This window comes from Cellulosimicrobium sp. TH-20 (genome assembly GCF_002105775.1).
Taxonomy (GTDB): domain Bacteria; phylum Actinomycetota; class Actinomycetes; order Actinomycetales; family Cellulomonadaceae; genus Cellulosimicrobium; species Cellulosimicrobium funkei.
In genome coordinates, this window is record NZ_CP020857.1 from 2,159,360 (window position 1) to 2,172,254 (window position 12,895).

Below are 12,895 nucleotides of genomic sequence, written 5' to 3' on the forward strand. Positions count from 1 at the left end.
TCGGGCACCGGAGGGGACGCATGAGCGCGAAGAGCGCCAGCACGAAGGTCGAGAACCGCACCGAGGACACCCGCACGACGCACGAGATCGACGTCCTCGTCGAGCGGGCCCGCAAGGCGCTCGACCAGTACATGAGCCTCACGCAGGAGGACGTCGACCGGATCGTCCTCAAGGCGTCCGTCGCCGGCCTGCACCAGCACGGCCACCTCGCGCAGATGGCCGTCGCCGAGACCGGGCGCGGCGTCTTCGAGGACAAGGCGACCAAGAACATCTTCGCGTGCGAGCACGTGCCCAACTCGATGGCGAACCTGAAGACGGTCGGCATCATCGGGCGCGACGAGCTCACGGGCGTCGTCGAGATCGCCGAGCCCGTCGGCGTCGTGTGCGCCGTGACGCCGGTGACGAACCCGACGTCGACCACGATCTTCAAGTCGCTCATCGCGCTCAAGACGCGCAACCCCGTGGTGTTCGCGTTCCACCCGAGCGCGCAGCGCTCGTCGGTCGAGGCGGCCCGCATCGTGCGCGACGCCGCGGTCGCGGCCGGCGCGCCCGACGACTGCATCCAGTGGGTCGAGCACCCGTCGATCGAGGCGACCAGCACGCTCATGCACCACCCCGGCGTCGCGCTCATCCTCGCCACGGGCGGCAACGGCATGGTCCGCGCGGCCTACTCGGCCGGCAAGCCGGCGCTCGGCGTCGGGGCCGGCAACGTCCCCGCCTACGTCGAGAAGAGCGCCGACCTCGGCCGCGCGATCAACGACGTGGTCATGTCGAAGGCGTTCGACAACGGCATGGTGTGCGCCTCGGAGCAGGCGCTCATCCTCGACGACGTGATCTACGACGACGCGATGCGCGAGCTCGCCCGCCTGCACGCCTACCGGGTGACGCCCGCCGAGAAGGCGATGCTCGAGCGCCTCATCTTCGGGGTCGAGGCGAACGGCACGAACTGCGCCGGGGCGAAGCTCAACCCGAAGGTCGTGGGCAAGTCGCCGGTGTGGATCGCGCGCGAGGCCGGGTTCGAGGTCCCCGACGACACGTCGATCATCCTCGCGGAGATCGACGACGTCGGCCCCGACGAGCCCCTGAGCCGCGAGAAGCTCACGCCCGTCCTGGCCGTCCTGCGGGCCCGCGACACCGAGCACGGCGTCCGCCTCGCGGAGCGCATGGTCGAGCTCGACGGCCTGGGCCACTCGGCCGCGATCCACACGTCCGACGAGGCGCTCGTCGAGCGGTACGGGTCGCGCGTGAAGGCCGTGCGCGTGCTGTGGAACAGCCCGACGTCGCTCGGCGGCATCGGCGACATCTACAACGCGCTGCTCCCGTCGCTCACGCTCGGCTGCGGCAGCTACGGCGCGAACTCGGTGTCGAACAACGTGTCGGCGGTCAACCTCATCAACGTCAAGCGGATCGGGCGGCGCAACAACAACATGCAGTGGTTCAAGGTGCCGGCCAAGACGTACTTCGAGCCGAACTCGATCCAGTACCTCGCGCAGATGCGCGACGTGCACCGCGTCACGATCGTCACCGACAAGGTCATGAGCCGCATCGGCGTCGTCGACCGCGTGCTCGACGTCCTCGCCCGCCGCGAGGAGAAGGTCGCGATCCAGATCATCGACGCGGTCGAGCCGGAGCCGAGCGTCGGCACCGTGAACCGCGGCGCCGAGTCGATGCGCGACTTCGAGCCCGACACGATCATCGCGATCGGCGGCGGGTCGCCGATGGACGCCGCCAAGGTCATGTGGCTGCGGTACGAGCACCCGGAGATCGAGTTCTCCGACATGCGGGAGAAGTTCTTCGACGTGCGCAAGCGCGCCTACAAGTTCCCCGAGCTCGGGGGCAGGGCGAAGCTCGTGTGCATCCCGACGTCGTCGGGCACCGGCGCGGAGGTGACGCCGTTCGCGGTCATCACCGACCCGGAGACGGGCTTCAAGTACCCGCTCGCGGACTACGCGCTCACCCCGACCGTCGCCATCGTCGACCCCGTGCTCACGGACACCATGCCCGCGAAGCTCGCGGCCGACTCGGGCTTCGACGCCCTCACGCACGCGACCGAGGCGTTCGTCTCCGTCTACGCGAACGACTTCACCGACGGGCTGTGCCTGCAGGCGATCAAGATGGTCTTCGAGCACATCGAGGACTCGGTCACGCAGGGCGCGGCGGCCCCGAAGGCCCGCGAGAAGATGCACAACGCGGCGACCATCGCGGGCATGGCGTTCGGCTCGGCGATGCTCGGCATCGTGCACGCCATGGCGCACACCGTGGGCTCGACCTTCCACCTCGTGCACGGGCGCACCAACGCGGTGCTCCTGTCGCACGTGATCCGCTACAACGGCCAGGTGCCCACGAAGCTCACGAGCTGGCCCAAGTACGAGCGCTACGTGGCCCCGGAGCGGTTCCAGGAGATCGCGAAGCACCTCGGGCTGCCGGCCTCCACCCCGGAGGAGGGCGTCGAGTCGTACGCGAGGGCGGTCGAGGAGCTGCGCGCCAAGGTGGGCATCGAGGCGACGTTCGCCGCGCAGGGCGTCGACGAGCGGGCGTTCATGAGCCGCCTGGACGACCTCGCGCTCCGGTCGTTCGAGGACCAGTGCGCCCCGGCGAACCCGCGGATGCCGGTCCTGGAGGACATGCGCGACATCCTCGTCGCGGCCTACCGCGGCAGCAGCCGCGAGGTCGTGCGGGCAGAGCGTCTCGCGGCCCACGAGGGTGCGAGCACCGAGGACGGGCAGGCGGCGACCCCGCCTGCCGGGAGCGTGGCGGCCGGCTGACCCTTCCCGGCCCCACGAAACCCGGAGCCCGACGGCGCGAGTCCCCTTCCGCCGTCGGGCTCCGTCGTGTGACGGGAGGGCTCTCAGTGTGCTATCTATGAGTAGCACGCGTCGCGCGGGCGCCCCTCGCGGAGCGGGGGGAGGGGGTCGTTCGAGAACGGGGTGATACCGATAAGTCTGTAGACCGAGGAGTAGCGCTGGGTGACGGTTGCACGCGTGCAAGGAGATCTGCAGCGCGCGCTGGGTGAGAACCTGCGGACCCTCCGGGTCGGCCGCGGGATGAGCCAGGAGGACTTCGCCGAGTTCCTCGGCGTCCACCGGACCTACATGGGCGGGGTCGAGCGCGGGGAGCGCAACCTGACCCTTCGCTCGGTCGAGAAGCTCGCCGAGCGGCTCGACGTCGACCCCGTCTCGCTCCTCCGTCCACCGCCTTCGTAACGGCGCGGTCCGGCGTGTCGGACGCCCCCGGCATCATGGTCCCGTCGCCGGGGAGGTGATCGGCATGACCGACGTGCTCGACAGCACGACAGGGGGATCAGCAGTGTGGGCTTCGCCGCTCGGGAGGCCGTCCTGGCAGGTGGACGACTGCCCGCCGTGGTGCGTGGCCGTCCACGAGGAGGGCGACCACCCGCACGACCGCAAGCACCTCGGCCCGGAGCTCACGGTGCCCGCCACGACCCTCGCGGCGCACGCGTCGCCGGACGGCGTGCACCGGGACGAGCGGTCGGCGTCGGAGCTCGTGGTGTCGCTCCACCGCAGGGACGGGTCGCACGACACGTGGGTCTACGTGGGCGACGGGTTCGAGCAGCGCCTCGAGGTGCTGCTCGGCGACATGTGGCGCATCGTCGAGGCGTTCGGGCGCGCGGTCGAGGGCCTGCCCCCGGAGGCGTGAGCAGGGCTCAGGCCGTGCCGCCCGGCCGCACGAACCCGGCCTCGTACGCGAGGATCACGAGCTGCACCCGGTTCGTCAGCCCGACCTTGGTGAGCAGCGACCGCACGTGGCTCTTCACGGTCGCCTCGGTGAGGTGCAGCTCCGCCCCGATCTCGCGGTTCGACAGGCCGCGCGCGACCGCGAGGAGGACCTCGCGCTCGCGCGGGGTCGCCGCGTCGAGGCCGGTGACCGCGGACCCGGTCTCGACGGCGTCGGAGGCCGCGAGCGGCGCCTGCCGGGCGAGCTCGACGTAGGTCGAGATGATGCGACCCGTGACCGCCGGGTCGAGCAGGGAGTCGCCGGCGTGGACGCGGTGCACGGCGTCGACGAGCGACTGCGGGTCCGCGTCCTTGAGGAGGAACCCCGCGGCGCCCGCCCGCAGCGCGCCGTACACGTACTCGTCGTCGTCGAACGTCGTGAGGACGAGCGTGCGCACCGCCGCGAGCTCGGGGTCGGCCACGATGCGCGCGGTCGCCTCGATGCCGTCCAGCCGGGGCATGCGCACGTCCATGAGCAGGACGTCGGGGCGCAGGGCGCGCGCCATGGCGACCGCCGTCTCCCCGTCCCCGGCCTCGCCGACGACCGTGACGTCCGGCTCGTTGTCGAGGATCATGCGCAGGCCCAGCCGGATGGTCGCCTGGTCGTCCACGACGACGACGCGGACCGGCGTCGTGCCCGTGCCGGGGGCGCTCACGCCGCCGCCCGGGGGACTCGCGCCTCGACCGTCCAGCCGCCGCGCCCGTCCGGCCCGGCGGACAGCGCGCCCCCGGCTGCGAGCGCGCGCTCGCGCATGGAGGTCAGGCCGTGCCCCTGCCGCCCGTCGGTGCTCGGCAGCGGCGGCCCGGGGTCGTGGACGCGCAGGCGCAGGTCGCCCGCACGGTCGGTCAGCGTCACGGTCACGTCGTGGGCGAGGGAGTGCAGCAGCACGTTGGTCAGGGCCTCCTGGGCGATGCGGACGACGGCGAGGCCGGACTCGGCGCTCGTCGCGGGCCACGGGTCGGGGAGCGTGAGGTCGACGGCGCGCCCGGCGTCGCGCAGGCGGCGGGCGGCCGCGCGTAGCTCGTCCGCGGCCCGGTCGCCGTCGGGCGTCGGGGCGAGGGCCGCGGTGCCGCCGTCGGCCTCGGTGCCGCGGCGCAGCACCTGCACGACGGACCGCATCGCGGTGAGCGCCTGCTTGCCCTCGTCGGCGATCCACCGCACGGCCTCGGCCGGCGCGTCCGGGCGGTTCGCCGCGACGCGGTCCGCCGCCTGGGCGCGCACGACGATCGCCGACATGTGGTGCGCGACGACGTCGTGCAGCTCGCGCGCGATCCGCGTGCGCTCGGCGAGCACGGCGCGCTCCGCGAGCTCGGCCTGGAGCTCCTGGAGCTCCGCGTTGCGCTCGCGCAGGCTCTCGGACGTGAGGGCGAGGCGGCGGAAGAAGTACCCGGCGGCGACCGCGACGAGCACGAGGGCGAGCGCGAGGACGACGTCGGAGGGGGAGTTCGCGACCCAGAGCTCCTCGACGAAGAAGGGCCGGGGAGGCAGGACGAGGCCCGGGCGCCCCGCGAGCTGCAGCGCGAACGCCGCGAGGCCGGCGCCGACCGTCGCCAGGACCGGCGGCACCGCCCCGGACCGGGTCGCCGCGAAGGCCGCGATCATGAGCGGCACGAGCTCGAACGGGGTCTGCATGATCCAGGGGATCGCGAGCGGGTAGAGCGTGACGGTGCCCCAGAACAGCGGGCCGGGCGCGACGCGCCGCAGCGCGAGCGCGAGCACGATCCCCAGCCCGGCGACCCGGTACGAGTCGGGGAAGCGCGGGTACCAGTAGTCGCCGCGCTCCATGACCATGACCACGGTGAACCACACGGCGCCCGCGACGAGCGCGGTCGCGAGGTCCTGCGCCCACACGGGCAGGCGGGTCGGCTGGGGCACGCGTCAACGGTAGCCGGGGCGGGTCGTGCGCGGCACCGCCCCGGGAGGGAACCCGGACCGTGCCGCCTCCGCCCCAGGGCGGAACGACGTCGGGCCGGGGGCGGACGCTCCCCGTCCGGCTGCACCGCACGGCGGGGTCGAGGAGTCGCCGTCGGGTCGATGTGGCGCGAGGTCGCCGCGGGCGAGCCTCGTCCCATGACCACGACACCCCTGCGCCCCACGCCGCCCGCCCGCCACGTCCCGGGCCCGCGCGGCCCGCGGCGCGTCGCCCGCACCGTGCTCGGCGTCCTCGCCGTCGGCGCGCTCGGCGCGGCGGGCGCGCTCACGTACCTCACCGTGACGACGCACGACGGCGACGCCGTCGCCGACCCGTCGCCCACCCTGCGCCCCCAGACCGCGACCGGGCTGGACCCCGAGCTCGAACGCCGCTTCGACGAGGCGCGGGCCGCCGCAGACGCCGAAGGGGTCGAGCTGACGCTCACCTCGGGGTGGCGCACCGCGGCGGAGCAGGAGCAGCTCGTCGAGGCGGCGCTCGAGCGCTACGGGTCGCCCGAGGAGGCCCACCGGTGGGTGCTCCCGCCCGAGACCTCGGAGCACGTCGCGGGCCTCGCGATCGACGTCGGGCCGACCGACGGCGCACTGTGGCTCGGCGAGCACGGCCCCCGGTTCGGCCTGTGCCGCACGTACGCGAACGAGATGTGGCACTTCGAGGCCGCGACGGAGCCGGGCGGGACGTGCCCGCCGATGCACGAGGACGCCTCGCACGGCTGGGGGTGAGGGCCCGCCGGGGTGCGGTCCGGGGGCGGCGGATGTGGGCGGTCCGCGCGATGATGTGCGGGTGAGCGAGAGCACCCCCGCGACGTCAGCGCCGACCCCCCCGACCCCGACGGACGAGGACGCGCCCGCGGCGTCGTCCGCCGCCGAGCTGGACGAGGCCGCGGCGCAGCGGCGCTGGGCCGAGCTCGTCGCCCAGGTCGAGGCCGACCAGCGGGCCTACTACGAGGAGGACCAGCCGGTCTCGTCCGACGCGGAGTACGACGCGCGGATGCACGAGCTGCAGGCGCTCGAGGCCGCGCACCCCGCCCTCCAGACGCCCGAGTCGCCCACGCAGCGCGTGGGCGGCCGGGCCGCGGCCGGCTTCGCGACCGTCCAGCACCTCGAGCCCATGCTCTCGCTCGACAACGCCTTCAGCGCCGAGGACCTCGCCGCGTGGGCGGCGCGCGTGCACCGCGACCTGGGCGTGGCCGCGGACGCCGAGGTGGACTACCTGTGCGAGGTCAAGATTGACGGCCTCGCCATCGCGCTGCTCTACGAGAAGGGCCGTCTGGTGCGGGCCGCCACGCGCGGCGACGGGCGCACGGGCGAGGACGTGTCCGCCAACGTGCGGACGATCCCGAGCATCCCGCAGCGCCTCGCCGGCGACCCCGCGACGCACCCCGACGTCATCGAGATCCGCGGCGAGGTGTTCATGGGCGTCGCGGACTTCGCCGCGCTCAACGAGAAGCTCGTCGCCGCGGGCCAGGCGCCGTACGCGAACCCGCGCAACACCGCGGCCGGGTCGCTGCGCCAGAAGGACCCGGCCGTCACCGCGAGCCGCAACCTGCGCATGTACGCGCACGGCGTCGGTGCGCTCCAGTGGGAGGCAGGCGAGCACGCCGAGCTCGCGCGGCAGTCCGACGCCTACGCCCTGTTCGAGCAGTGGGGCGTGCCGGTGTCGCCGCACAACCGGGTCGTGCACGGGCTCGACGAGGTCATGGACCGCATCGCCTACTTCGGCGAGCACCGGCACGACATCGAGCACGAGCTCGACGGGATCGTCGTCAAGGTCGACGAGCTCGCGCTCCAGCGGCGGCTCGGCGCCACGAGCCGCGCGCCCCGGTGGGCCATCGCCTACAAGTACCCGCCCGAGGAGGTCAACACGCGCCTCCTCGCGATCCAGGTCGGCGTCGGGCGCACGGGCCGCGCGACCCCGTACGCCGTCATGGAGCCGGTCAAGGTCGCGGGCAGCACGGTGCGCCAGGCGACACTGCACAACCAGGACGTCGTCCGCGCGAAGGGCGTGCGCATCGGCGACATGGTGGTGCTGCGCAAGGCGGGCGACGTCATCCCCGAGATCCTGGGCCCGGTCGCGGCGCTCGCGGACGACGGCTACCCGCGCGAGGACTTCGTCATGCCCGCGGACTGCCCGGAGTGCGGCACGCCGCTGCGCCCCATGAAGGAGGGCGACGTCGACCTGCGCTGCCCCAACGCCGAGTCGTGCCCCGCCCAGGTGCGCGGCCGCGTCGAGCACATCGGTTCGCGCGGGGGCCTCGACGTCGAGGTGCTCGGCGAGGTGACGGCGGCCGCGCTCACGCAGCCGCTCGAGCCGGCCGAGCCGCCGCTGCGCACGGAGGCCGGGCTGTTCGAGCTGAGCGTCGAGCAGCTCGTCCCGATCCGGGTCGTCGTGCGCGACTCCGAGACCGGGCTGCCGCGCGAGTACGACGGCACGGGCGAGCCGGCCGAGATCACGATGCCCGACGGCTCGACCGCGACCGTGAAGTCCGTGTGGCCGTTCCGGAAGAAGCGCAAGCTGTCGAAGGCCGCGGAGCGCGCGGCGATCGAGGCGGGGGAGCCCCTCTTCGAGGCGTCGACCAACGCGACGAAGCTCGTGGAAGAGCTCGAGCTCGCGAAGACGAAGGACCTCTGGCGCATCCTCGTCAGCCTGAACATCCGGCACGTGGGCCCGGTCGCGGCGCGTGCCCTCGCGGACTGGTTCGGCTCGCTCGACGCGATCCGGGCGGCGACGCGCGACGAGCTCGCCGCGGTCGAGGGCGTCGGGCCCGTGATCGCCGACCAGGTCGTCGAGTGGTTCACCGTCGGCTGGCACGTCGAGATCGTCGACCGCTGGCGGGCGGCCGGGGTGCGCTTCGAGATCCCCGACCACCCCGGCCCCGGCGCGCGCCAGGAGCCGACCGGTCCGCTCGCCGGGCTGACGGTCGTCGTGACGGGGTCGCTCGAGGGGTTCAGCCGCGACGGCGCCAAGGAGGCCGTCATCGCGGCGGGCGGCAAGGCGTCCGGGTCGGTCTCGAAGAAGACGGACTACGTCGTCGTCGGGGCGAGCGCCGGCTCCAAGGAGACCAAGGCGCGCGACCTCGGGCTGCCGATCCTCGACGAGGAGGGCTTCGTCGCGCTCCTCGCCGGAGGGCCCGACGCCGTGGCCGACCGCCTCGGTGCGGGCCCGGCGTCGGACGACGCGGGCGATGCCCCGGCCACGGACGGCGGGGCAGAGCCCGGCGCGGACGGCTGAGCCGCGCGTCGGGCCGGGCGCCTACGATGCTCCGGTGCTCGACGCCACCACCGCCCCGTCCCGTACCCTCCCGACCCTGCGCGGCGCCCACCTCGTGGGCTCCGTGAACCTGCCGACCGCGCGCGAGACCTTCCGTGCGGTGGGGGAGCACCTCGGCGACCACGTGCGCCGCGTCCCCGACGGGGAGGTCGGCGAGCGGTTCCACTGGATCCTCTTCCAGGGTGAGCGGTTCTCCGCCGTCGACGGACTCGCGCGCGTCCCGGTGGACCCGGTCGTCGTCGCAGGGTTCGACGTGCGCCCGCACGTCCTCGACGGCTCCGTCGACGCGGCCGACCTGCGGTTCGGCCCGCTCGGCTACGCCGACGCGGCCCTCGCCTCGTACGCCGACTTCGTCGCGCTGCGCGAGGAGGGCGCCCTGCCGGCCGGGGCCCGCTTCCAGGTGTGCCTGCCCTCGCCGCTCGCGCCGGTGACGGCGTTCGTCGCGCCCCAGGACCGCGCGGCGGTGCACCCGGCGTACGAGGCCGCGCTCGTCCGCGAGCTCGCGGCGATCAGCGCCGCGATCCCCGCGGAGGACCTCGCGGTCCAGGTCGACCTCGCGACCGAGTTCGCGTTCGTCGAGGGCGCGAACCTCGGCGGCGGGGCCGCGCGCGCGTGGTTCGACGCCGAGGCCGGGGGAGACGAGGACGTCGTCGTCGGCTGCGCGCGCCGGGCGGCGGCGTTCGCCCGGCACGTCCCCGCCGGGGCCGAGCTGGGGTTCCACCTCTGCTACGGCGACGTCGCGGAGAAGCACTTCGTCGAGCCGACGGACACCGCGAACCTCGTCCGCGTCGCGAACGCCCTCGTGGAGCACCTCGACCGGCCGGTCCAGTGGGTCCACCTGCCGGTCCCTATCGCGCGCGACGACGTCGCGTACGTCGCGCCGCTGGCGGACCTGCGCCTGGACCCGGCGACCGAGCTCTACCTCGGGCTCCTGCACCACGAGGACGGTGTCGAGGGCGCACGCCGTCGGCTCGCCGCGGCGGCGTCGGTGCTCGGCGACCGCCCGGTCGGCGTCGCGACGGAGTGCGGCTTCGGCCGCGGCCCGAGCGAGCGCACCACCGGCCTGCTCGACCTGCACGCCGCGGTGCTCGCGGCGGTCTGACGGCTCAGCCCCGGGGCCGCCGCCCGACGACCTCGCGCAGCCGCGCGACGCCGTCGGGCGGGACGGGGAGCGACGGCCCGCGCGGGGGAGCGGTCGGTACGCCGAGCAGGGTGGCGAGGGCGTGGAACCCGCTCACCGGGCGCAGGTCGGCGAGCACGGCGGTCAGGTCGTGCAGCCAGCGGGCGACCCGCGCATCGGGCACCGTGCCCGCGGTGCGGGTGCGGCGGAGCGCGACGTACTCCGCGGGGACGAGCGCGGCGAGCCCGGTGTGCCAGGCGTCGGCCGGCTCGGCGCCGCGCACGAGAGGGACGTCGCCGCTCAGCCCGACGCTCACGCCGAGGCTGTCGGTCGCGGCCCGCAGCTCGGCGACCCGCCCTCCCGGTCGCGCGGGCGTCGACGCCGCGTCCTTGACCGCGACCACGGTCGTCGTGCGGGCGAGGTGCGCCAGGGCGCCCGGCGAGAGGTCGTACGCGGTCTGGACGCTGCGGTTGTAGAAGCACACCGGCAGGTCGACGTCCGCCGCGATCGCCTCGAACAGCGCCACGACCTCCGCCTCGTCGAGCGGGAGGTAGGAGAACGGCGCGAGCACGAGCCCGTCGGCGCCCGCGTCGCGCGCAGCACGGGCTCGTGCGAGGACCTCGCGCGTCGACGCGCCGCTCACCGCGACGTGGACGGGCACGGCCGTGGCGCCCGTCGACCCCGCGGACACGGCCGCCCGCACGACGGCGTCGCGCTCGTCCGGGTCGAACGTGACCCGGCGCCCGACGACGCGAGCACCACGACGCCGTCGACCCCGGCACCGGCGGCGTCCCGGACCAGGCGGCCGAGAGCGTCGAGGTCGGGGGCGTCGTCGTCGGTGAGGGGCGTGATCGGGTAGGCGAGCAGGCCGCGGAAGGCGGTCATGCGCGCGGGCTCAGCGGCTCGCCCAGAGGATGCCGCGCTCGACGATCGTGCGGATCGGAGGCACCTCGAGGTCGGCGAGCTGGTGCCCCGCCGCGCACACGAAGATGCGTCCGGCGCCCCAGCGTCGCGTCCACACGGCGGGGGAGACGACGGGCTCGTGCCACGGGTCGCCGTCGCGCGGGAGGATCGTCGTGGTCGCGAGGACGTCGTTGTACGAGTCGGCGAGCACCCAGTACTGCTCCGAGTGCAGCGCGATCGAGTCGATCCCCGCGACGATCGGGTGGTCCCCGCGCTCGGGCACGATCTCGATCGTGTGGTCCACGAGGTCGTGCGCGTGGGCGGCGAACTGCCCGCCCACCATCTGCAGGTAGTCGGTGGCGAGCCGGAACGAGTCGACGATGCCGCCGTGCCAGCCCGCGAACCCGGTGCCGTTCGCGATGGCCGTGCGCAGGCCGCGCATCTCGTCCGGGAGGATCTCGCCCATCGTCCAGCACTGCACGACGAGGTCGAGGCTCGTCATGAACTCCTCGTCGGCGTACGCCTCGAGCGACCCCTCGAGCGTCACGTCGTAGCCGGACGCCTCGAGGAACGGGATGAACAGCTCGGCGGCCTCCTCGGGTGCGTGCCCGGGCCACCCGCCCCGGACCACGAGCGCTCGACGGTTCCGCTCGGTCATGACTCCTCCTCGTGCTTCGTCACACTCGTCGCGCCCGCGCGCGCGGGCAGCGGCCCCCGTCGACCGCGCTCAGGCGATGAGCGCGTCGATCGCTGCGGGCGAGAGTACGTGATCGACGGCCATGGCGCTCGCACCGAGCACGCCGGCCTGACCTCGTGCCTGCGAGGTGACGATGCGCAGGTGCTGCGTCGCGAGGGGCAGCGAGCGCTGGTAGACGATCTCGCGGATGCCCGCGATGAGGTGCTCGCCCGCCTCGGCGACGATGCCGCCGATGACGATGAGCGAGGGGTTGAGCAGGCTGACGCACGCCGCGAGGACGGAGCCGATGTCGCGCCCGGCCTGGCGCACGGCCTGGCTCGCGGCGAGGTCGCCGCCGCGCACGAGCGCGACGACGTCGGAGCTGGTGGTCGCGTCGAGGCCCGCGGCGGCGAGGGCCGCGGCGACGGCCTGGCCGCTCGCGACGGCCTCGAGGCAGCCCACGTTCCCGCAGCGGCACGGGACGTCGGCGGCGCTCGGGACGGCGACGTGCCCGATGTCGCCCGCGGCGCCCTGCGCGCCGCGCCGGAGCTCGCCGTCGGCGATGATGCCCGAGCCGATGCCCGTCGCGACCTTGACGAAGAGCATGTCGGTGACCGCGGGCCACGCGGTGCGGTGCTCGCCGAGCGCCATGATGTTCACGTCGTTGTCGACGAGCACGGAGGCGTCGAACCGCTTCTGCAGGATCCCGGGGACGTCGACGTCGTCCCACGCGGGCATGATCGGCGGGTTGATGGGCCGCCCGGAGGAGTGCTCGACGGGGCCGGGGAGGCCGACGCCGACGCTGACCAGGTCGTCGATGCTGCGCCCCGTGGTCGCGACGAGCTTCTCGCCGGTGTCCGCGACCCACGACAGGACGACGTCGGGACCGTCCGCGATCGCGAGGGCCGCGTCGGTCTCGGCGAGCACGTTGGACGCGAGGTCCGTGACGGCGAGGCGGGCGTGGGTCGCGCCGAGGTCCACGGCGAGCACGATGCGCGCCTCAGGGCTGAAGGCGAAGGTCACGGGCGGGCGCCCGCCGGTCGAGCTGGCCTCGCCCGCCGGGGCGATGAGGCCGGCCGTCATGAGGAGGTCGATCCGGGCGGCGATGGTCGACCGCGCCTGCCCCGTGATCGCTGCGAGGTCCGCACGGGTGCGCGGCTGACCGTCCCGGAGCAGCTGGAACATGTCGCCGGCACCGGTCGGGCGCGGCGCGAACTTCAGCAGTTCCTCCATGGGCACAGTGAATCACGGAGCCTCTCGT

At 74.3% G+C, this 12,895-nt stretch carries 11 protein-coding genes; 6 read left to right on the forward strand and 5 right to left on the reverse strand.

Translation table 11 applies throughout. The features are described 5' to 3' along the window. The first annotated feature begins 20 nt into the window (after window positions 1–20). The 3 genes from adhE (at window position 21) to B8281_RS09535 (ending at window position 3,657) form a co-directional block, all read left to right on the forward strand. Entirely contained in the window at window positions 21–2,765 is a 2,745-nt protein-coding gene (gene adhE / locus B8281_RS09525; protein WP_085387585.1) for a bifunctional acetaldehyde-CoA/alcohol dehydrogenase, read from the forward strand. A 216-nt stretch (window positions 2,766–2,981) separates the two neighbouring features. Beyond that, window positions 2,982–3,203, forward strand: a complete 222-nt coding sequence (locus B8281_RS09530; RefSeq protein WP_031315411.1) for a helix-turn-helix domain-containing protein — start codon at window positions 2,982–2,984, stop codon at window positions 3,201–3,203. A 64-nt stretch (window positions 3,204–3,267) separates the two neighbouring features. Then, window positions 3,268–3,657, forward strand: coding sequence for a hypothetical protein (locus B8281_RS09535; RefSeq protein WP_128957449.1), 390 nt, complete (start codon window positions 3,268–3,270; stop codon window positions 3,655–3,657). 7 nt (window positions 3,658–3,664) lie between these two features. Here the strand turns inward: B8281_RS09535 and B8281_RS09540 are convergent, their stop codons facing one another. Next, a complete protein-coding gene (locus tag B8281_RS09540) occupies window positions 3,665–4,390 on the reverse strand; it encodes a response regulator transcription factor (protein WP_031315413.1) in 726 nt (241 codons plus the stop codon). Then, on the reverse strand, window positions 4,387–5,610 hold the full coding sequence (locus B8281_RS09545) for a sensor histidine kinase (protein ID WP_085387587.1): 1,224 nt from the start codon (window positions 5,608–5,610) through the stop codon (window positions 4,387–4,389). Before B8281_RS09545 ends, B8281_RS09540 begins: the two co-directional genes overlap by 4 nt. A 195-nt stretch (window positions 5,611–5,805) precedes the next feature. Here B8281_RS09545 and B8281_RS09550 point away from each other — a divergent pair, with 195 nt between their 5' ends. From B8281_RS09550 to B8281_RS09560, 3 genes are all read left to right on the forward strand, one after another. Next, on the forward strand, window positions 5,806–6,387 hold the full coding sequence (locus tag B8281_RS09550; RefSeq protein WP_081896044.1) for a M15 family metallopeptidase: 582 nt from the start codon (window positions 5,806–5,808) through the stop codon (window positions 6,385–6,387). 61 nt (window positions 6,388–6,448) lie between these two features. Further along, window positions 6,449–8,896 (forward strand): NAD-dependent DNA ligase LigA, encoded by a 2,448-nt coding sequence (gene ligA / locus B8281_RS09555; protein ID WP_085387588.1) that lies wholly within the window; start codon window positions 6,449–6,451, stop codon window positions 8,894–8,896. A gap of 34 nt (window positions 8,897–8,930) precedes the next feature. Then, window positions 8,931–10,037, forward strand: coding sequence for a hypothetical protein (locus tag B8281_RS09560; protein ID WP_085951337.1), 1,107 nt, complete (start codon window positions 8,931–8,933; stop codon window positions 10,035–10,037). 4 nt (window positions 10,038–10,041) lie between these two features. On the opposite strand, the gene B8281_RS09565 is transcribed toward B8281_RS09560, so the two are convergent. The 3 genes from B8281_RS09565 to B8281_RS09580 form a co-directional block, all read right to left on the reverse strand. After that, window positions 10,042–10,758: a dihydrodipicolinate synthase family protein gene (locus tag B8281_RS09565; RefSeq protein ID WP_085387589.1), complete on the reverse strand. Its 717-nt coding sequence runs from the start codon at window positions 10,756–10,758 to the stop codon at window positions 10,042–10,044. 192 nt (window positions 10,759–10,950) lie between these two features. Beyond that, a complete protein-coding gene (locus B8281_RS09575; RefSeq protein ID WP_021483712.1) occupies window positions 10,951–11,616 on the reverse strand; it encodes a ThuA domain-containing protein in 666 nt (221 codons plus the stop codon). 69 nt (window positions 11,617–11,685) lie between these two features. Further along, window positions 11,686–12,867, reverse strand: coding sequence for an ROK family protein (locus tag B8281_RS09580; RefSeq protein ID WP_034655387.1), 1,182 nt, complete (start codon window positions 12,865–12,867; stop codon window positions 11,686–11,688). Window positions 12,868–12,895: the final 28 nt, after the last annotated feature.